We start from the raw sequence: 20958 nt of genomic DNA, 5'->3' as shown, positions 1-20958 counted from the left end.
GACAAGTAGTGTCGCTATTCACCGTCATGCGCACATGCCACGAAGTTTCGCTGGCGCGCAGCGTCGTTAGAGCACGGGGTAGGCAATAGCCTCGAACACGTCACCGTTGGCCTGCATCATCACCTCAAGCATGATGGGCACCAGCGTCCCAAGGATCGACGCGCCATCCTTCACCTGTGCCCGGTTGGTCTTTCCACCCCACGTGGCACCACCGTGGACCAATTGGTTCCGGAGCACGTAGAGGCGATCCAGCACGATGGAGAGCAGCGTGCCAGTTTCCTTGCCCATCAAGGCCTTCATGGCAACCTTCTTGCTGGCTACGAATGAAGCCTCCCAGGCACCGCTACCATCATGTTCGCGGAGTGCACGCCAGAACGGCTCGAAGACGTGCTTGTTTTCGACCAGTGTGCGAATAGGACCGCTGAACTGAGTGAATAGTGCGTGGTGGAGCTTGCCCTCGGCGTCCAGCTCAAGCAGTTTGTCGATGAACTGTTTTACATGTTGGCGCTCGGTCTGCTCGAAACCGAATTCGCTGGCATAAGCGGCGTTGAAGGCGATCCACAGGAAGATATAACGGGCATCCGGATCTTCCGCCTCTTGCTCCGCACGCGTCAGCCAGCTGATCGCACGATGGATGCGGACACGCAAGGGCTCCGGCTGACCACCCCGCACGCGCCGGTGCTGATCCTTCAAAGCTCCCGCATCCATCGTCGCCACTCCCAGTTATTCAGCCTGACACACTACGCTCCCTATGCCTGCACCGGATCCGACGAATCCTGACAGCGATGCCGCGACCAACTTTGACCAAGCCCGGTCAAGCAGCTCTTGAAAGTGACTTGCGTGGAGCATCGCTATGCTTGGCCTTCTTCAACAAGCCATCGATGAAGTCAGCCCACCTGATCACTGGCTTTCAGTTCGGATGGTCAACCTCATCGACGTTCGCTTCAAAGTTCTTGAATCATCACGGGTCTTCATAGAAGACCACGCTCCGCCATGCTAACGCACTCACTGCCGACAACAATGTGATCCAGAATACGGACGCCAATGAGCCTCAACGCATCACGAAGCTCGTTGGTGAGGGCCCGATCAGCAGCACTTGGCTCAGCTAAGCCACTGGGGTGGTTGTGCGCCAGGATCGCCGCACTGGCGTTGATGGCCAGCGCCGCTCGTACCACCTCCCTCGGGTGGACGCTTGCCCCATCGACGGTACCGGTGAAAAGCTTCTGGCAATCGAGGATCCGATGGCGGTTGTCCAGCCACAGGACGTGAAACTCTTCGTGCAGGAGCGCGCCCAAGCGCATGCGCAGAAAGTCGCTGGCGTCCATCGGAGTGCCAATGCTCCCTTGGCGTTCCAGCCGGCTCTTCAGGATAGCTTCGGCCGCGGCGAGTACGTCCTGCTCCGTCGTTTCGCCGGTGAGTTTGTAGCGGGTGTAGGTCAACGATTGCGCGATATGCATGAAGAACTCCTTTTGAGCGACACAAACGCATAGAGCCCGGCTTTGAAGCCGGGCTCTATGCGTAGTCGCGAGGAAAGGTGAAGAAACGAGAGGAGTCGAGTTGGCGTGACTTGATGCGGCTGGCTACGACGGCATCGAGAGCCGTCTACCGCTCTCGATGGAGTGATATAGATCTGAAATTATTTTCAGTCGAACGCACCTGGTCGTTACGCGCAGAACGTACTCCAGATCGCAACGGATCCATCTCGTGGGATCTGGTGGTGCTGACAATCGAAAGGAGCTCGTAGCTCTACAGAATCCGTCATACAGGAGAAACTATCTTCATATCGACGAGCGTCTGCATGTGTACTTCGAGAGATTTAGGAATTGACCCACCTGAAATCAACACCCCGGCTTCCATGTTCTTCTCCATCGCGTGCCCGGTCAGGTTTCCGCTAGTGATGAAGCAGGCTCGACCATCCGCGACGGCAATTTTTGCATGCACCCGGCCACCCAAAAATACTCCCACCTTTTCGATCCATGCATAGATTTTCGCAGCCGGAACAAGAGCTCGCATCCTGCCGATCACATCGATACTGATGCTACCGCCATGGCCTTGCGAAGACTCGAGTAGCATGGAAATGCGCACACCTCTCGCGTCTGCTGCATTCAGTGCTTTCACGATGACTGCCACGTCATATGCGACGAAGCTTACGATGAACAGGGTGTGCTCGGCGGCATTGATTACCTGCAGTAACGCCTGCTCTGTTCGTCGAGCTGGGACGACGGGGGTTGTCGGTCCAGTCCAAACTAGCTCCGTAGATTGCTCGGCAGCAACTTTCGTTGAAACACGACAGGCGGCGAGCAGCATCAATGCCAGTTCTTCGGCACTGACAGAGGTGGCTCGCCAAGCATCAATGAGTTGATCAACGACTTGAGCGGCGGCAGGGGTGCTGACCACGTCCGACAGCGAGCCGGCCGTTTTGCTGGTGCCGTCCCGACGCACCCGAACCGCTAGGGCATCGATCTTCTCTGGGGAAACCAGGCAGACCAAGACTGCGATGGCGTCCAAGAGCTTTTCCATGTCACAAGCCCCTGAAGAAGGCTGCGTCGATGCGTTCCAGGGTAGAAACCAGCAATGACCGATCCAAGTAGCGATTGCCGCGTTCGCAAGATGTCTCGGCCACCAAGCTACAAGCGTGGCAGGCCGCCGCATGAAGGACCGATCTTTCTCGGGACTGTGCTCGGAACAAAGCGGGTCCGAGGAGCAGATCTTCGAGCGATTCAAAGCTTGCTGCAGCAGGCGCCCGAGATTTTCTGGCTTGCCGAGATCGACGAGCCCGCCCAGCGTCCCATCCGAATCGGCGGCTGCCGTATAGATGAGGATGCCGGCCTGAGGATTGTCGTCCTCAGTATTGGCGTAGATTCGCTCACGGATACTCGCGGCGTTGTAGCCGCATTCCAGCGCCAGCTCACGGATCAGCAGGTGCGAAAGCGTGTGGAGCATGGCGTAGCGAATGCCCGGATAGCCGTCATCCGGATCAAGATGTCGTGAGTTGCGCCAGCCCTTGTGGCCACCCCGCAGCATCAAGTCGACCTTCTTCACCGCGGGCAGCACCTCCCAATCCATGAGAGCTTGCTCGTCGAATTGGATGAAGATTCCTTCGCCGTGCACTTGGTTCGCAGGTACCCACTCCGGCTTGCTTCGCGAGAGGCTGGCCATCTGTGGCCGCTCGTTCGGATCGCCCGTCTCTTCTGGCGCTTCCACACGAGTGAAACCTAGCAAGGCATTGACCTCACGCAGTCGCTCCAGAAGCAACACTCTGCTGATGTGACTCGCAAATTGCGGTGGTGTGTCCACCTTTTTGCTCATGAAGTGCGGGTAATCAGTAGGCGGGTTCGTCTCTGTAAGCACATCCCATTCGGGGCCCTTGATGTCGGCTTCGCCTACGTCCGCTTGCCCGCCACCAGCGCGGTGTGCCTCGATGGCCGACCAGATCGATGCGGCTGGATATTTGTCGATCCCTGGTAACGCCCCGGTCTTCCTTAGCGCCTTCACCGTCACCGACACTTCGGCTTCGGACTCCAGCTCTTCGAAGAACTCCCAGCCGTCTTGAACCAGCTGACTGAGCGGATCATTGGCCTGAGGGATTGCGAGCGCCGAGAGAGTGATCGGGAACCAACTATTGGTGGCGCCCAGCAGAACCGCGCGCGCTTCCTCGTCACATTCGTTGTCGAAATGATCCAAGTGGGGATGACGTCCTCGACAACCCGGGAGATTCTCTTTTCCAGCCTTGCCAAAAGCGTGAGCCATGCTCCTCGATGCACCGCACGCATCACATTTCGCCCACAGATTCTCCGTTTGCAGCGAGGCACCACTCTCGAAGAAGCGCAGCTTGCCTTTGCATGAACTGTTGCCGCCATGGACGAAGTAGTGCCAAGGAAAGTCGTCGAGGTGTCCATCGCGGCAAGCCAGCAGGAAACGCGCCGGTACGGCATCGGCATCCTTGGCGGGCTGGTCGCCCTTCGAGCCTCGACAACTCTTGTGGACGAACCGAGTTCGTTCGGGCCTGAAGCGGTTCTCTTTGATCTCGAACAGTCCCGCATCGAAGGGCGACAGCAGGCCGCATTTCACGCAGCGCATCCAGCGTGGAAATGGTCGAACAGGAACGCCTATGTTCGCTTCTGCCGACCAGACGTCGAGGAGCTCGCTCTTCTGGAATGGCGGCATCCGTAGATTCTCGACCTGCGACCCGAGCACCTTTCGCACGGCGGCCAGAAGCCTGGCTTCCTGGATCGGTTGGCAGCGGTCTTTCTCCCAACGGTCGATGCCGAGTGTCACCACGGACAAGCTCGGCAGGTCGATCAACGCCCCTGGCCCGTAGGTCCAGAGCAACTGGCTGGGTCTAACTTCGCCAACTGGAGTCTTATTGCTCGTCGTCATGTTCAATCCTCATCCTTCGCCGCAGGACGAGGCTTCCAATCGTGAGCGTCTGTGATGTGACTGGTATTCATGATCAAGCGCACGCCAGGCTCCACCTCACGCATCGACATGGGTACGGTCCAGTTGTCCCAAGCGCGAATTCCCGGGGACTTGATCAACGCGACCGTCGTTGCTGCTTGTGCCCCTCGCTTTTCGTACGCCAATGTTCGACCTGGGACGCTCACTTCCTTCGCCCATTCATCAGCGCGTTCCTTGAGCTCCTGTGTGGCAAGGCTCTTTGTGCTGGACAGATCACTAACGTTCCATGCCCGCTTTACCAGCACGTCGATGGCTTCGGTGATCTCGCTCCGGTCTGACCTATCCAGCTTGCCTGCCCCGTCGTTAGGGCTGAACGCATCGTTTTCGAGGCGCATCAAACTCAGCAGTGAGCCGGTAAGTCCGCGGTCCATCGCGCGCGGCGAGAAAGGAGTCACTGACTGTGCCTCGACGTGCTTGTAGAACGTGGCGTGGTAGTGCTCGAAGGTTTCGTAGTGCGAGAGGTCGCGCGGACGCGCCCATGTGAGTACGGTGCACACCAGCCCAGGGAAGGAACGACCCACCCGGCTGGTGGCCTGAATGTATTCCGCCGTGCCCTTTGGTTGACCGTTGACCGCCATTAACCCTAACCGATTGACGTCCACACCCACCGATAGCATGTTGGTCGCCAATACCACGTCGATCGCACGGGTATCACCCTCTTGCCACTTGGTTACGTACGTGCCAGTAGCAGCGTCGAATTCGGACTTGAACTTGACCTCCAACTGATCGAGGTATTTTGGAATGTCTTGACTGGAGACTCGCGAGGTCAACTCGCGGATGTTGCTTATGCTGCGCTGTGCCAGGGCGGGCCGCTCGACCATGCTCATCTGCACCCGATAGGATCGAGTCTGCACGTCGTCTTCGGCTAAGCGCTTCATGCCCCCCAGCTCGCGGAGAGAGTTGAAGTAGCCAACCATGGTCATGTAGGGGTCTGCAGGCTCGCCGAAGTGGTCGAACAACGCCTGTGCAGCGGTTAGGAACGCCGTGTAGACACGGATCAGCATCGCAGGGCGCGAACTGCCGGGGGAACAGACTCCCAGGTAGCGCCTCCCCGGCTTTTCCTCGATCGGTCGTTGGACCGAAAAATAGTTGTCCTCGACGTCCAGACCATGCGGAGGAAACACCGACACGCGCCGCATGAAGACGTTGTTCACCTGCTCACGGGCTTTACGCACCGTGGCTGTCGACGCGATGATCTTCGGCTTGACCGTGTGTTCGCCGAGCCTCCAGCCGCACAGATCGTCGACGGCGGTTTCATACAGACCGACCATGGTGCCCAGTGGCCCACTGATGAGATGGAACTCATCCTGGATAATCAGATCCGGCGGGCGGATCGGGCGGATATTCTTGACCTTGGTGGCTCCGAGCCCCTTGCCAGCCTGATGATTTCCGTTGCAATCCGCGCCCTGCCACAGGAGGCCATGCCGCTCGCATTCCTGAGTCACCCGGCCGAACAGCGTGCGCACCTGGCCGCGCCAAGCCATCATGGCGAACTTGTCCACAGTGGCAATCATCATCGTTGGGGGGTGGTGGTAAATCTCCTCGTCCACGACCAGCACGGGGATGCCCGCGTGGGAGAGCTTGCTAGTCTTACCTTTCGAGAAGTCGCAACGCCCCTTCTTGTCGCCGCAGTAGACGAAAGTACGCCCACGCGCCTTGTCGACTTCTATATCGCGACCCGGGGCAACTTCGGAGCCACACCAGGGGCAACTGGTTAGCTGCGCAGGAGAGGACGCGCCGGCGTTGTATTTGCCGGGGTTACGGATGTCCTCGATGGCTCGATGACTGTCCTCAGTCGTACCGGGAGTCACCTTGTTACCCACCCACAGGCCAATGGTGAAAGGCTCCATTCCGAGCGACTCATCGCCCTTTGCCAATGCCTCGCGTCGCAGTACCTCCATCGCGCAGATCAATGCAGTGGCGCGCTGGAATTGTTGCAATGTCAGGAGGCGCAGGGTGTATCGCATGATCACCGCCAGACCACGCGAGCCGTCATAGCCGCCTAGATTTCCCTGTAGGCGCCGAATGGCCATGGTGAAGGCAGCCACACCCAAGTAAGCCTCGGTCTTGCCGCCACCGGTGGGGAACCACAACAGGTCGGCGTGGGCTTCAACCGGTTGCACCCGATCCGGATGGCTCGGGTCTGCCAGCGATGGGATCGACAACAGCAGGAATGCCAACTGGAATGGGCGCCAGCTGCGGTTCTTCAGCACATCGAATTGGTCGACGGTCACGTCCCTGCCACGACGAATCTCGAGAGCGTACTGACTACGCACACGCTGCGTCGCCATCGCCTGATTCGCAAAGCGGAAGGCAGCCAGCGCTTTTTCGTTTGTCCTCAGCGTATCGATGCCCTGCTGCAGACGTGAGTGGATCTCGTTACATCGATCCATCGCCTGCTGCGCTTGCGCATCGCAGCCAAGCACGTCGACGCCGACCCGAGCACGCTGCTCGCCGATCCACGCGGCGTAGTCCTTGGTCAGCAGGTTCAGTGCATCAACCAACGGATCGATGTCTAGAGTTGCGAGGCGCTGCATGTCGAGCAGACCACTGCTCACCATGTCCTTCATCGTGGAACGATCGCCGGGATCTAGTCCTGGCGTTTCGGTGACCTGTACCTCGTACTCTGGCATGACGGCAGTACGCACCTCCGTCGCCAGCCTTACGTCCGCGGCCGTTTGGGCATGAACGGCAACGCCATGCCCTACCGCAAACTCCACCCGGTTGCGGTAGATCATCTCCAGCGATTCGCGTTCCGGATCCGTACCATCCGTACCCAGCACCGGCCGACGACGGAAGATGTCCCGCTTGCTGGCTTCTGCCGCCGAGCGAACGATCAGCTCCGGCTGGAATACCCAGGCGATGTCTCGGTTCGTGTCGGGTTCTTCCTGGGCATTGACCAGGAACAACGTCACCAATCGATCGCCATTCGCATTCTTGGCGCGCACAGAACCTTGCACGCGTACCTCGGGGTAGTCCTTGTCCGGCGCTTGGTGCGGAATCACGCCTTCGGTAAGTGGCAGAACGATCTTGCCGCCGCACGGGATACGCTGCCAGACCTTGGCCTTGGATAGCTCTTCAGCCCCGGTCTCCTTGTTCTTGCGCGTTCGAAATATCTCGTGCTCATTACTGCGCTCGTAGCGCCCCCAGCACACTGCGACTTCGATCCGATCGACGTCGCCATCTACGCAGAAGGTCATGCCGATGCTGCTCGGCACCAGTGACTGATTGCTCGCAGCGTCGACCTCGTCGTTAGAGTCGGACTCGGGCTCCACCCGACCGGTCGCTGTTCCGAACTCCGCGCCGGGCTCATGCTGCCCAGGCACCTTCTGATCAGCTGGCTCCTCGGCTTCATCGTCCGCCAATGGCCCTTCGAGCCCCTCGATGCCGCCTTGGGCCGCCTCACGCGGGGCGAGCTTGCCCACCAAATATCGATCTCGCACACCCATGTCGACGATGCGTTCGTGAGGGCCGCCGGCCGGACCGAGCAGGTCGTCCACTACGGCCAATTGCAGCAGCTCACGAATGTAGGCGAGCTCCTGCTGATAGTGAGAAGAACGGGCGTCAGAGCCTACCGTCGGCACCTCAACAATGGTCTTGCCCAACACATTGGACAGCGCCTCTACGAAATCCGCCCACTGGATTCGGCCGATGCTTCCCGGAGCGGGTGGCGTGAATGAGGTGACAGCGAGGGATGTGGGTTCACCAACCGCGAACACTCGGTCGAAATAGAGCGTGGTGGTGTCGAGATCGGAACGAACTCGCAGCACGCGGCCGACGCGGGCGACGGCGCCCGAGGTGTCCAACACCAGAACCCAATCGTCCTCTGCGATGGCCTGATACGAAGAGCGTTCGCCCTTCAGGACCAGGACGTAGGGCGCAATCCTCGGAGGGGTGGAGACTCCGTGATCCACGGCGATCCATGCGTTGATGTTGAGCTTATCGGACATGCATTACCTCAACTACTCCTGATGGAGACGAGCGTCCCCAGATGAGCCATGTTCCGTACACGAGTCTTCTTCGCGTACCCCAACGCATTACAAGTGGCTTCGATCTTCTGACAGAACACATCCGCGTTCAGTCGAATCATCCAAAGATCACCCTTTGTAGGTTCCTCGCGGTTGGTGCTCTGCCATTGCACTTCGTCGTTCAGTGGATGCTCTGGCCGGAAGGGATGGATGTTGAAGATCTTGTGATCGATTTGCGTGATCCAAGACGCACCGACTTCCGTGATCGCCCCCCAGGAAACCTTGGTGTTCTCGCTGGTCACGAAGAGCACGAATATCTTCTGGGTTGAGTAGCTTTCGACGAAAAACTCCCGCAGATAGTCGTAGACACCACGGCCTTCTGGCACCCGACATACCTCGTCGTCGCAATTCGTGTACAGGATGTCATCCGGCAGAACACCGTTGAATTCCAACATCTGATAGATGATGTCGGCGAACGGTTTGTCCGGGTAAGTCTGGCTGATGAGAATTTTCTTCTTCTGAGAATCCACTGACGCCTTCAGTCCAAGGTCGGGACTGTTGGCATTGATCGATTTGGAGATAGCCTCCTCCATCGCCTCACGGGAAACATTCACGCCAAGCGCAGCCAACGCATTGGCGGCTCCTTCGCTAGCTTTCTTGCGAAAAGCATCTACAGACGCCCTCAATTTAGCTTCGTCATCTCTCTGAGCCGCTTCCTTCTGCCGCTTCTTCTCGGCATTGACGATGTCCGTGAACGTTTCGCGCTTTCTGAGGATCTCGGCTAGCAGTTCGCTTCGCACATATTCGCGCACGGCCTCATAGCGCGGGTCGTCTGACTTGTATCCCTGCCTGTTGCTCAATGCCATGTCCGGCAATTCCGTCAACTCGAACAAGTCGACGTGCAACTGTCCGACGACGTAGACCTCGTTGAGTTTGTTCTGACCAACAACCGGGAGGATGTTGAACTCACCCATCTTTTCGTTGGCGAAAAGCGAGATGAAGTTGTCTGGGAAGTCGGTCATTTCCGCTTTCCGCCCCCGAGTGGATCTGTACGTCCCGATCCATCCCAGCACTTCCAGCGAATATTCGTGTTCTTTCCCGTCATTCGCTTTCATGACGATCGGCAGAACTCTTTTGTCTAGCGCTGTTATCAGGTCACCCCTTCTATCGGGGTAGCTGTCAGGGACGAGATCGCATAGAGGCGCGAACTTTTCGCCGAGCGTGACCAAGGTGCTCAACTCACCCATGATGCTCCGGTCGAAATCTTCGATCGTCACCGACTCGGTGCCGCGAATGACGTGTATTCGGAAATTCGTGTCGACCAGAGGAAATATCTTCAGCAGATTGCGCTTGACGGCTGCCAGGGTCTTGTGAAGCCGGTACTGCGGATGGCGCATGATGATCGCGGAGCCATGATCTGTGACGTGCTCGAAAACAACCTTCTCGTCCTCGATGGCCTTCAGTTCATTGCCGTTCTCGGGACGGCGGGCTAGTACGAACCCCGACTTCTCTCCGTCGGCGACCGTCAAAACATCGACGTTCTCCGAAACGGAGAGCGCGGCCAACTTGCCCACGCCCTTGCGCCCCATCTTGCGACGAGCCCCAGATTTCGTCTTTGAATCGTCTTCCGTGGTTCTGGAAACGCCCGCAACATTCAAGTACCTGTTGATATCACCTGATTCGTAGGACATGCCGTGGCCATCATCTTCGACACGGATGTCATCCTTGTTGGAGATGATGTAAACGTTCTTCGCATCGGCGTCATACGCGTTGGCGATCAGCTCTGCCAAGACGTAATAGATGTTGGTGTAAAGGTTCGGCCCGAGAAGCTCCAAGATACGCGGATCGACATTCAGTCGGTACTCTTTCATTTTTCCTCCCCTGTAAGGACACGATAGTGTGCCCCGCGTCCTTCACCCCGGCGCTCGATTTTGCCGGCACCGATCAAGTCGGCGATGGCGGCGTTCCATTGACCACCCGAGATGCCGGTGGCGGTGAGGATGTCAGACTTGGCATGCCAGCCTTCGTGTGCGCGCAAAAAGCCGAGCACCGGCGTGGCTGGGGCGCTGCTATTGGTGGTAGTCGCGCCTGCCTCAAAGTCGAGCAGAGATTGAACCGATGTGGCTTTGGCGGCGCGACCATCGCGAAGGGCACGGGATGAAGCCCGCGGCGCAGCGTCAGTATGTAGTCCTCGGGTAACCTCTCCCTCGTAACGCCGGCGGTTCAACTCCGATAGTCGTCGCAGCACTTCTATTCGTGCCGGCTCGCTGATAGTGAATCGAACTCCCTGCTTCGTTTCATGAAAAGCATGATCAAGGGAAACATCTTGCCATCCATAAGCACCTGCCACGGAGATGTCGAGCTGGCGGTGCAGTTCCCGCAATTCAACGATGTCCGAAGATGTATTGTCGATGTCATGGAATTTGTTGTAGATCTTTGTCAGCCCGATTTCGTATCTTTCGATCAAGAATTGTCTAAATTCGTAGTAGCCTTTCGCGACAGACCCAATGTCCTCTGATTCAATTGGAAATGGAAATGTTGATAATACGGTGGTTGCCGTGTATCGAAGCAAATCCAGGCTAGTCGAACAATTTTGCCAGACCCATTTTTCATGAATGGATGATTGAAGACACCCGTAAACGTCGAAGCTTGGTCTAACAATTACAACCAAAGGGTGAGCGAAAACACTCCTAGCGGGGACGAAGGTTGGAAAAATGTACTTGGCCGTAAACGGTTGCACTATGACCCTATCAAGCCTTGATAGTTTACCTTCGAGTCCAGGTCGCGCCTCCGCATATCTCCACCACCTTTCACGATTTGCTTTTCTTTTGACAATATCTCTCTCTGGCTTTACAAGTTCACGAATCACACGCAAGCATTCTGGGTACCTATCTTCACACTTTGCGAGTTCACGCATAGAAAAATTAATTGCATAGGTGCCAGATGACTGACTTGGTTCATTGTTTATGTCATCGCCGCGGATATACGGATAAATCACCTCTTCATTGTTTTTGTTAGCGCCAAGTATCCTGTCTCGCTCAACAGAACTTAGAACAAATCCTTGGCCCATTAAATAATGGCCAGAGAAACAAAGTTCGTCGTTTTGCATCAATTTAAGTGGCGTGAACTCTTGGCCGCTATCTGAAATTTGCAAATATGAATTCACCGTCCCATCAAATGTGACTTCCCCAATCGTAACGGGGGCATTCCATGTGGCCTTAGAGATACAAACAAGCGCTATTTTCACTCCCGCCTGCCCGGGCCAATCCATAGATGGCACGCACTTGTAGACAGAGCTCCCTTCCGACAAGAGACGATCCAGACCGTTAACTCTTGACTCGCCCTGAGAAATTATGTCACTTAAGACGAGGCCAATAAATCCAGACCGACCCGTCACCACTGCCGCACGGAGTAAGAAGTAGACGCACAGATCTGTCGTTCCTGCAGCACCGTGAAGCCACGATTTCAAATGGTGGAGTAACGCCTCAGAGTGTCGGTATGTGATCCTGCGGCCGCCAAGAAATGGGGGATTACCAATCACTGCATGAAAGCCACCATCTGGTGAATTAAAGACTTCAGGGAATGCTAAGGGCCAATGGAAAGGACGACGCGCTGGTTTGTCTGCAGGGAGATCGTTCGAGAGAGCGACGGTCGATCTCCGGCGCATTAAGACGAGCACGTCCCGGTCGCCGTCGATGACCTGCCCTGCTTGGATAGCCAACTTTGCCAGCGTGTTTTCCAGTGCTACGCCATTGCCACCTGATGCGAACACTTCCCCGAATAACGCATCGGCGATGCACTCCGATACTTCGAGTCTACGACGTGCGTCAGCATCCAGAAGTGCCATGGCTTCGACATCGCGGATGTCGCGGATCGGCATCTCACGCAGCCGTATACGCAGCTCAATGGCTTCACATACGGCTCGCTCGACGTTCTGGCCGAACAGGCGTAGCTGGCCCTGGCCGGTGGGGCTCATCGTGAGCTGGGTGAGCTGATCCAGGCGATGGATGCCGAGCAGGCTGTCGCCGCAGCGCAGGTTGTGATCAAGGAAGCCGAACGGGCGATCCTTGGACAGGGTCACCAGCCAGATGGAGAGCTTGGCGAGTTCGACGGCCAGGGGATTTAGGTCCACTCCGTAGAGACAACGCTCGGCAATGAGTCGGCGGGCAGTCACGGTGCGTGCCTCGATGTCGCCGGGCAACAGTTCCTTGGTGCCGCCGACGTCCAACACTTCGCCGTCCACGCCCACCGTCTTACCTGCCGCCTCAGCCTGTACCCAGGCTTCGACCAGGCGATCGGCCAGCCAGCGGCATGCTTGCACCAGGAAGGCGCCTGAGCCCATGGCCGGGTCGCAGATCTTGAGGTCGAGCAGTTCAGCGGGTAGTTTGAGCAGCCATCGCTCACGTGGGGCGCCTTCCGCAGGCCCCGCGTAAACGATCGGCGTCAGCGTCTCAGTGACAATGGCCTCGGTGAGCGATTTCGGCGTGTAGTGGGTGCCACTCTCGCGCCGGTCAGAGCCCGTAGTGACAATGAAAGCCCCGGCGGGATAGACCAGTGGGTAGCTCCGATAGTCGACGCGCACCAAGTTTGCATAGGGCTTGATGCGGTCACGCAACCCTACATCACCACTGCACGCGGCCAGCAAGCGGTCGGCAAGCATGCCATCGACAGGTTTGGCTAGTTCGTTACGGACGCGACTAGCAGAGCTGCCAGAGCGCTCCTGCAACAGTTCGGCAAGGTGGTCGGTACCGTCCAGCCTGGCTGATTCCAGTTCGGCCAACTTGACCCAAGGGGACTTGGCACTCTTGGTGCCGTCGAGTTCCAGCGTGACCTCGACAGTGCGTTTGACGGTGCGTTCCAGCAGGCCCTCGTAGACGTAGCCGATCTGCTCGACGTCCAGCGCGCGGTAAGACAGCGTGCGCCCCTGGAACTGTTGAATGGCCTCAAGCAGCAACAGCACGCTGCGGTTGTCGATCGGCAGCGGCTTAGCCGCGTCAGTGCGCCAGTTAGAGCTCTTGGCGCGACCCTCTAGAAAGGGGAAGCGATCCGGATCGAATAGGGACCCGCCTAGCGCGGGCAGGCGAAGATTCTCGTGCTCAATGCCACCAAACACGGCGCGAAAGATTGCCAGCAGGCGCGACCAAGCATCCCAGCGGCGTTCAAGTATCTCTTCGGATTCCTTGCGCAACTGCATCCGCAGGGTCGAGAGTGCGTAATTGGCCTCGTAGCGCTCGTCGCCCAGCAGTAGTAAGCCACGCTCCTCAGCGGAGAGCAGGAACACCAACCGCATCATCACCGTCAGCGCAGCCTCGTAGAGCACTGACTCCTTTACGTCGCGTAGTAACTCGCGGTCACGGTCCTGGTCGGCCTTGTCGAGCGCTTGGATCAGCACTTCGACGGCACGCCGCACCTGTTCACCGAGGGCGTCTGTAACCTCGTCCTGATATTTCAGGGATCGATCGAACAGCGCAGGTAGTTGCTCGGCTTTATCGACAAAGAAGCGGCGAATGCCCAGTAGGTGAACGAAGGCTTGCAGGGTGATCGGTTCCTGGCCCCAAATACGGGCGTACCAGCTGGCGAAGGTGGTCACTGCACCCACCGGGGCATCAACCAACATCCAGCGTTCGCCATTGGTGACCAGCCCGAGGCGGCAGCCGGCAGCACGGCACAACTGAACCATGCGATCAGCAGGTGTGGCGGCCCAACCGTCCCGCTTCAAGTTGGCATCAAGGTCCACATCCTGCCCATAGGTCTGGATGAGTATCAGCGGCTTATTGGCCCGCTGTTCGTCGACGACCGCGAGGTCGGGGGACACTGCCACGCCATGTTCAGGCAGGCCGACATTCAAGTTGGCCACACACCAGTCGACGCGCTTCAGAACGTCGCCTTTGCCGTCTTCGTCAAACTCCAGTCCGCGCGAGAGCACCTCGTCGATCCAGGCGGTGTGCAGTTCGGGGAATTGAGGGTCATCCGTCTCCAGCGCATCACGCCACTCCTCGTAGGCCTGACGCAGCCGCTTGCGTTTGAGTCCATCGAGTTCTTCCAGCCCCTGGGGAAAAGCTTCCTTGAGGACAGGAACGGCAAGGAATGGGCCCGAGATCTCGATGAACGCCAGCCAGTCGTGATGCGGACCGTTGGCGCTCATACCGCACCTCCTTTTGCAACGGACTCGGGAACGAGGAACACCACGGCGACTGGGAAAGTTCGGTCATCGAGCTTTCCGTAACGGGTTTCGATGGCCTCGACTTCCTGGACGCGCTCGGCCGGTATGCGTGCGAGGCGAGCTTCCAGCGCCGACGTGTCGCGCCGAAGCTGGGTGCGCTCGTCCTCGGTAAAGAGCAAAAACTGCTCGGGCTGCTGATCTTTCTTTAGCTCGCTCTGGATCGCCTTCTCTAGCTCGTCGAGCACGGCGCCGATGTCGTCGATCTCTTGCTGTTTGCGAATCTGAAGCGTGCTGGCTAGAGATTTGAGCCTATCTTTAGACCGGGCATCAACCGACTGCAGGATGGCAGGTTGAGCACGATCGAAGCGGACCCGGAGGGCGTCAAACAAGGAATCACTTGCCGAGACTGACTGCGCCTCGTCCAGCCACTGTTGGACGCGGGTGACGCTTTCTTCGCGCCGGAACGACTGATCGCGCAAATAGCCGCCCGAGACGGTCAGCTCCTCGTGCAGGCGATGATGATGGCCACCGGTGATGATCAGACGCGAGATCACGACCACGGCCAGGCCCTCGATGCGTCCATCAGGCAAAGTGCGCACAGTGACGCGATGCAGCTTCTTGACGTCGTCCTGCGCCCAGACTTCGGCACGCAACAGGCGTAGGCACATCTGAACCAGGCGATGGTTCAGATGGACGAGTACGACATCATCGCGCCCCTTTGCGACGGCGTGGTCGAAGGTAATCGGCCTGATAAATCCCTTTCGGAACGGGTGCTCTAAGCCTTCAGAACATCGAAGCCAAGATCCCGATAATGACGGAATCTTGAAAACACTCCCCTCGGGCGCGCCTGCGAGGGTGACGGATTCCAGTGGGGGACGGCCCGCCAACGCGAGGCCGGTCTTCACCGCCATCTGGATGTGATCGGGAGTGAGGTGAAAATCCCGTTGCGTGGCCAGAAGGCGCTCGTGCAATTTCGCCACACGCTCTTTCAGTTCCCGTTCGGCACGCACGAAACGCCGGGCCTTGGCGATCTTGGCCTCTGCCAGACGGGTGTCGAGATCTTTCAGGGATCCTTCGATGAGGCCAGACATCTGAGGCGCAATGACCGGGTTGACGCTACCCATGTCGGCACGCATCGACTCCAGTTTGCGCAGAGCACGCAAGATGTCCTCGCCGTGGCCACCCACCGGCTCCCGGCTTTTGTCGCCGCCATCGACCGGGTGCCAAATCAACACTTCGTTTTCGCGCTGCCCGTGACGGTCGATACGACCGTTGCGCTGTTCCATCACGTTGGGGTTGTAAGGGATCTCCAGGTGGATGAGGCAATTGCAGTGGTTCTGTAGGTCGATGCCTTCCGAAGCCGCATCGGTGGCAAGCAAGATGCGGACGGGTGAATCCTTGGGAGAGGCCTGGAAAGCGGCTTTGATGGGCTCCCGCTCTTCTTGGGTGAGCCCGCCGTGGAGCAGGCCGAGGCGTTCGCCGCCGAAACCGTGGCTAGCGAGAATCTCGTGCATCCACGAGTGCGTGGTGCGGTATTCGGTGAACAGGATCACCCGGCGATCGCTCCACTCTCCGTCCGGCCTCAGGTTGGCTTCCAGCCATTCGATGATGGCCCTGGCCTTCGAGTCGGTCTGGTTCTTGGCTCGCTGCGCCCATTGCCTTAGGTCGTTCAGCAGCAATTGCTGTTCCGGAGTCAGCGGCTGGGTATGACGCGATGCTTCTTCGACTGCCTCCGACTGGGCGTTCTCGACTTCCTGATCGTTGGCGTAGTCCTCATCCACTTTCAGGATGGCCTTGCGCAGAATGCGCTCAGCCATGGCGTCCTGCACCTTGGGCCTTGCGCCATTCGCAATGGACGCAATATGTTTTTCGAGCGTGGAAGCGAATGCGGCAGGCGACGAAAACAGACGCTTCTTGAGGAGCTGATTGATGAACGAAGTACCGAACGTACTGCCGGCTTTCTCGGCATCCTTCTCTCGACTGGCACAGTAGTCGTTCAATTTCTGGTGGATCTTCCGTTCCTCATCTGTGTAAGGAATCACCAGCGCCTGCAACTTGCGCTGTGCATAGAGGGGCTTGCCTTCAGCGTCGACCAGATCACTCTTCAGGCGACGAATCATCACCTGGCTCAACTGCTTCTCGTCGGGGAGGATGTTGCGGGCGAACCGTTGGTCGTCGAGCAGTTCCAGCAGCGAAGTGAATGACTCGGTATAGCCGTTGTGGGGTGTTGCGGTCAGGAACAGTCGATGCTGGAAGTGTGGGCTGATGGAACGGATGAATCGGGTGCGCTGACTCTCGAGCGCGTAATGCGCGCCCGCGGCGGGCGCAATGTTGTGCGCCTCGTCGACCACCAGAAGATCGAACTTGCGCGGATGGCCGGCAAGTAGCGGCAGAACGTCGCGCATGGCGCGCAGCCCCTCGCCGCTTTTGGCCCAATCCATCGACGCGATCAGACGTGGATGCGAGGTCCAGGGGTTGACGTGGATACCGCGGTCGCGCCGCAACTGTTTGATGTAGGCGGTGTCGACTACGCAAAAGTCGAGACCGAACTTCTCCAGCATCTCGATGCGCCATTTTTCCTGGAGCGAGGCGGGGCAAATGACCAAGACGGTTCGGACACGGTGCCGCAGCAGCATCTCCTGGATGACCAGTCCGGCCTCGATCGTCTTGCCGAGGCCGACGTCGTCGGCGATGAGCAGGTTGACGCGAGCCATGTCGATGGCGCGCACCAGTGGGTCGAGCTGAAAGTCCTCGATGCTGACGCCACTTCGGAATGGCGCCTGCAAGAAGCCTCTATCAGCGTTGGTCGCCGCACCCCAACGGACCGCATCGAGGAAGGCTTCGAGCGTGTCCGAGTCATCCTGCCCCGTGATGGATGGCATGCCCGCACGCTCAATGACTTGTGCACCTGGCTCGATCTCCCAGATGACCTCCAACTCCTCTCCCAAGCCGTCTTCATCGATGGAACTCATCGAAACGAGATGCTGGCTGTTAGATAAAGGGGCCGATGCTTTTTCGACAGAGTAGTTGGCCGAGACCTCTCCAATCCCCAAGAGACGCGAAGAATCCAAGGCAGACGAGTTGACCTCTGAAACGACCCATTGTCTCCGGCGTACCTCTACTAGCTGACCAGGCTCGGGTCGAGCATCGTAGGCTGCCATCTTCTGATCACTGGTGATTTCCATGTGGTCGATCATCCCCTGTTCAATTCTTGCTTATGCTAACTGGCTGATGAGATAGAGCGCTCCAGCCTATTCGAGGCGACCGCTTCAGCCACGGCCTCTGCTGCTATGGCCGGAGACTCGTGCTCCCAGAATCGCAATACTTTCCATCCCTCGTTGCGAAGCCGTTCGTTCGTGTCCAGATCCCTGAGTCGATTCGCCTCGATCTTTTGCCGCCAGAACTCTGCGTTCTGCTTCGGCCACGAAGCATGCTCAGGACAGCCATGCCAGAAGCATCCGTCGATGAAAACCGCGATCTTTAGCCGAGGGAAAGCCAGGTCAGCCACACGGCGAGGCTTCTTCAAAACCTCGTAATCCACCCTGTAGCGCAACCCGATTCGATGCAGCTGGTGCCGCATCGCGATCTCGGGAGCCGTACCCTTCTGCCGCACCTTGGCCATACGGCGACTGGCCATAGCCGACGATGGCTGGACGCGTGACACGGACTAGACCTCAGTCATTCATTGATCGACGCGATATGCGTGTTGATGCTTCGCGCGATTGCACGGCCGAGGCCTACGGGAACCGCATTACCAATGAGCCGTCCGAGTGCCTTGAAGCTCACCTCTCCGTCTTCCGGCACGAATGCATAGTCCCGCGGGAAGCTCTGCAAGATTGCAGCCTCTCTCAGAGATATGGCTCGATCCTGTTCCGGGTGTCCGAATCGACCATTTCCGAATCCATAGCACTGCGTCGTCATCGTGGGTGCAGGCTTGTCCCACTCCATCCGACCGTAGACACCCGGGTAGGTGCGGCCACTTTCCGCACGGTGACAGTCGGCAACCAGATGGGCCGGCCAGTCGCGCCAGGTGCCGCCGGGCCTTGAAACCTTGATCCGTTTCAAATTCGTTTCTGACAGCGTCGATGTGACATGCAATTTGTCCCGGGGGGCAGTCTCGCCAGCACGCAGCGGGCGTAGGCGGCCAATGGCCTGACGAACCGTCTTCGGCTCCTTCTGGGTCGGTGCGATCATCTTGATATCGCCATGCCTGGACGCCAGCAGCACCATGCGTCGCCGACTCTGGGGAACGCCATAGCAGCTGCTATCGACGATATCGAACCAAACCTTGTAGCCGAGCCGTTTCAGGGTATCGACGAAGTCATGAAACACCTCATGCTTCGCTACGGTCGGAACGTTCTCCATCGTGATGACATCGGGCTTCGCACCTTCGGCCAGACGTGCGAACTCATACAGCAAGCCCCACTTCCCGTCTTTGCCATCCAGTTCGTAGCGCTGCGCGTAGGTCGAGAAGGGCTGGCACGGCGCGCAGCCCGCGAGGACCGTCAGATCGGCATCCCCGAATAGCACTTTCAATTCAGCGGCAGTGACTTTGCTGATGTCACGTTCGAGGAATTGGGCCTGGTTGTTAGTCTCGTAAGGAAAGCGGCAGGCCGGGTCCAAATCGATGCCGGCGACCACGGACAATCCTTCGAGCACGAAGCCATGCGTCAACCCGCCCGCGCCGCAGAACAAATCGACACAAGAAACTTTTGTCACGTCGAACCCCTTATTGTAATTCGGTCGACGGATAGGCGGTGGAACACTGAGTTAGGACGTCGCCTGTTCCACGTTTCCGATCGCATTGCTCGGCCGCTCTCGTACACGCCTATTGCCTGAGTGTAGTCGACGCTGGCCACAACAGAGCGATTTGGCCATAGATTCGTACAGGGCGATTCACGACACAGACCGCCAACTGAACATCCCACCGACACCGCTACTCCAGCCCTTCCGGTCATGGCACCAGACACCTCACGACTAGAGAGCTAACTTCAGGTGGCACTGGCTGTGCTCCCTGCTCGGAGGCTGTCCAAGTAATCCGCCCACGCCTGCATGACCTTTCGACGCTCGGGCAGATGCTGGGCTTTGTTGTACACACCAGCCACTCCTGGCTCCTTGTGAGATAGCTGACGTTCCAGGGCTTCAGGATTCCACCCCAACTCCCCCAACAACGTGCGCGCCATGTGGCGGAATCCGTGCCCCGTGATGATGCCTTTGTAGCCGATGCGAGCCAGCGCCGCATTTACCGCACCATCTGACATATGACGCTTCGGATCGCGGGCCCCCGGAAACAGATAGCGTCCATGGCCCGTCAACTGGCGCAGTTCGCGAAGTATCTCCAGCGCCTGTCGGCTCAAAGGCACGATATGCGGCGGCGTGGAGGGGTTTTCCTTGGCCGCCTTCTTCAGCTTTCGATTCATAGGGGGCACCGTGTAAGACGGGTGCTCGCCATCCAGGTCAAAGTGCGTCCACTCCGCCATGCGTATCTCGCCCGGCCGACAGAACCACAAGGGGGCCAACTTCAAGGCGCACTGCACGGGGAGAGTGCCAGTGAAACCATCGATAGCACGCATCAACTCACCCACACGTTCGGGGTCGGTGATCGTCGGGTGATTCTGGGGATTACGGCTTGGCAAGGTGTCGCGCAGATCCGCCGCAGGGTCGCGACTGGCCCGCTCGGTGGCGACGGCAAATCGAAACACCCGGCTGAGTTGATGGCGTAGGCGATGAGCCTGCTCGATGTGCCCCTGTTTGATCAGGTAAGCGAACAACGGGCGAATCTCTCCCACCCCTATGTCCGCGACGGGTAGGGCACCGATTCTGGGGAACGCATGGTTTTCCAATCGCCCGCATTCTTTGGCAAACTGGCCGGCTGTCCATTCAGGTTTCTTCACCGCCAGCCATTCGCGAGCGACAACCTCGAAACTGTTGGCGGCGCGATCCACGCCGGCAGCCTTTTCGGCCTTGCGTTGCACGCCGGGATCTACGCCCTGAGCGAGCAGCTTACGTGCGGCATCGCGCCTTTCGCGTGCATCGGCCAAACCGGTGTCGGGATAGGTGCCAAGGGATAGCCGCTTCTCCTTGCCCCCAAACCGGTACTTGAGCCGCCACCACTTGCCCCCGGATGGAGCGACTTCAAGATACAGGCCTCCACCGTCAAACAGCCGCTGCGGCTTATCGGAGGGCTTGGCCTTGCGAACAGTGGCATCGGAAAGCGCCATAGGGGGCAACTCCCTGGAGGCATTAGTACCTGCCCCCAATATTGCCCCTTGTTGCCCCCGGATTACAATGGACGCGATTGGACGCGGCCGGACACCACAAGCCCATCAAACCCTTGTGTGGCTTGAGTTTACAAGGTAAACTTGGAGG

Annotated in this window: 10 protein-coding genes; all 10 read right to left on the bottom strand. The window is 58.3% G+C overall.

The annotated features are described in order from the left end of the window. Window positions 1-66 precede the first annotated feature (66 nt). The 10 genes from LRK53_RS02015 to LRK53_RS01970 all read right to left on the bottom strand — a co-directional run bounded on the left by LRK53_RS02015 (window position 67) and on the right by LRK53_RS01970 (window position 20810). A complete protein-coding gene (locus LRK53_RS02015; RefSeq protein WP_027491123.1) occupies window positions 67-708 on the bottom strand; it encodes a HEPN domain-containing protein in 642 nt (213 codons plus the stop codon). 263 nt (window positions 709-971) lie between these two features. Beyond that, on the bottom strand, window positions 972-1457 hold the full coding sequence (locus LRK53_RS02010; protein ID WP_027491122.1) for a JAB domain-containing protein: 486 nt from the start codon (window positions 1455-1457) through the stop codon (window positions 972-974). Window positions 1458-1758: 301 nt separating this feature from the next. Next, window positions 1759-4380, bottom strand: coding sequence for a DISARM system phospholipase D-like protein DrmC (gene drmC, locus LRK53_RS02005; RefSeq protein WP_221174158.1), 2622 nt, complete (start codon window positions 4378-4380; stop codon window positions 1759-1761). 2 nt (window positions 4381-4382) lie between these two features. After that, on the bottom strand, window positions 4383-8408 hold the full coding sequence (drmA, locus tag LRK53_RS02000; protein WP_027491120.1) for a DISARM system helicase DrmA: 4026 nt from the start codon (window positions 8406-8408) through the stop codon (window positions 4383-4385). A gap of 8 nt (window positions 8409-8416) precedes the next feature. Beyond that, window positions 8417-10297 carry an ATP-binding protein gene (locus LRK53_RS01995; RefSeq protein ID WP_027491119.1) on the bottom strand — a complete coding sequence of 627 codons (1881 nt, stop codon included), beginning with the start codon at window positions 10295-10297 and terminating at the stop codon, window positions 8417-8419. Beyond that, complete coding sequence (locus tag LRK53_RS01990) at window positions 10294-14571, bottom strand: Eco57I restriction-modification methylase domain-containing protein (protein WP_027491118.1); 4278 nt, start codon at window positions 14569-14571, stop codon at window positions 10294-10296. Before LRK53_RS01990 ends, LRK53_RS01995 begins: the two co-directional genes overlap by 4 nt. Beyond that, on the bottom strand, window positions 14568-17786 hold the full coding sequence (gene drmD / locus LRK53_RS01985; RefSeq protein WP_235642466.1) for a DISARM system SNF2-like helicase DrmD: 3219 nt from the start codon (window positions 17784-17786) through the stop codon (window positions 14568-14570). Before drmD ends, LRK53_RS01990 begins: the two co-directional genes overlap by 4 nt. Before the next feature lie 23 nt (window positions 17787-17809). Further along, complete coding sequence (locus LRK53_RS01980) at window positions 17810-18226, bottom strand: very short patch repair endonuclease (RefSeq protein ID WP_037088730.1); 417 nt, start codon at window positions 18224-18226, stop codon at window positions 17810-17812. Between the two features lie 41 nt (window positions 18227-18267). After that, window positions 18268-19308, bottom strand: coding sequence for a DNA cytosine methyltransferase (locus LRK53_RS01975; RefSeq protein WP_037088729.1), 1041 nt, complete (start codon window positions 19306-19308; stop codon window positions 18268-18270). A gap of 272 nt (window positions 19309-19580) precedes the next feature. Then, a complete protein-coding gene (locus LRK53_RS01970) occupies window positions 19581-20810 on the bottom strand; it encodes a tyrosine-type recombinase/integrase (RefSeq protein ID WP_027491114.1) in 1230 nt (409 codons plus the stop codon). Window positions 20811-20958: the final 148 nt, after the last annotated feature.

The organism is Rhodanobacter thiooxydans (genome assembly GCF_021545845.1).
GTDB lineage: Bacteria > Pseudomonadota > Gammaproteobacteria > Xanthomonadales > Rhodanobacteraceae > Rhodanobacter.
The sequence above is the reverse complement of the archived record's forward strand: the minus strand, read 5'-3'. Positions and strand labels throughout refer to the sequence as shown.

Bases quoted from the DNA above. Each gene is read 5' to 3' on its own strand.
- drmA (WP_027491120.1), bottom strand. From the start codon at position 8,408: ATGTCCGATAAGCTCAACATCAACGCATGGATCGCCGTGGATCACGGA.
- LRK53_RS01990 (WP_027491118.1), bottom strand. From the start codon at position 14,571: ATGAGCGCCAACGGTCCGCATCACGACTGGCTGGCGTTCATCGAGATC.
- LRK53_RS01995 (WP_027491119.1), bottom strand. From the start codon at position 10,297: ATGAAAGAGTACCGACTGAATGTCGATCCGCGTATCTTGGAGCTTCTC.
- LRK53_RS02015 (WP_027491123.1), bottom strand. From the start codon at position 708: ATGGATGCGGGAGCTTTGAAGGATCAGCACCGGCGCGTGCGGGGTGGT.
- LRK53_RS01970 (WP_027491114.1), bottom strand. From the start codon at position 20,810: ATGGCGCTTTCCGATGCCACTGTTCGCAAGGCCAAGCCCTCCGATAAG.
- LRK53_RS01980 (WP_037088730.1), bottom strand. From the start codon at position 18,226: ATGGCCAGTCGCCGTATGGCCAAGGTGCGGCAGAAGGGTACGGCTCCC.
- drmD (WP_235642466.1), bottom strand. From the start codon at position 17,786: ATGATCGACCACATGGAAATCACCAGTGATCAGAAGATGGCAGCCTAC.
- LRK53_RS02010 (WP_027491122.1), bottom strand. From the start codon at position 1,457: ATGCATATCGCGCAATCGTTGACCTACACCCGCTACAAACTCACCGGC.
- drmC (WP_221174158.1), bottom strand. From the start codon at position 4,380: ATGACGACGAGCAATAAGACTCCAGTTGGCGAAGTTAGACCCAGCCAG.